At 49.2% G+C, this 262-nt stretch carries 1 pseudogene; it reads left to right on the forward strand.

The features are described 5' to 3' along the window. Positions 1–262 (forward strand): annotated as a pseudogene (locus PPOP_RS13270) (IS5/IS1182 family transposase); the annotation flags it as partial.

A 262-nucleotide genomic window follows, 5' to 3' on the forward strand; every position in this document is an offset into this window, starting at 1 on the left:
CGCAAGAAATCCTGCAAGACCGTGCGCGGAAGCTGCGAAAGGTTGTTTACAGCATGGATGAGTCGGTCAAAGCCAAAATGCCAGCAAAGAACAAGAACAATGTGCTCGAAGACGAAATTGCGTACTGCCAAAAACTTGTCGCTTTCATTGAAAAAGAATCCGGAATCGCACAGGTGCCGAAAATTGTGGAGCCGCTGAATCTTCTGAAAGAGACGATTGAGGATGATGTGGAGCAGCTGCGCCTTGCAGCAGATCCAGACGC

The sequence above is a fragment of the Paenibacillus popilliae ATCC 14706 genome (assembly GCF_000315235.1).
Lineage (GTDB): Bacteria > Bacillota > Bacilli > Paenibacillales > Paenibacillaceae > Paenibacillus_B > Paenibacillus_B popilliae.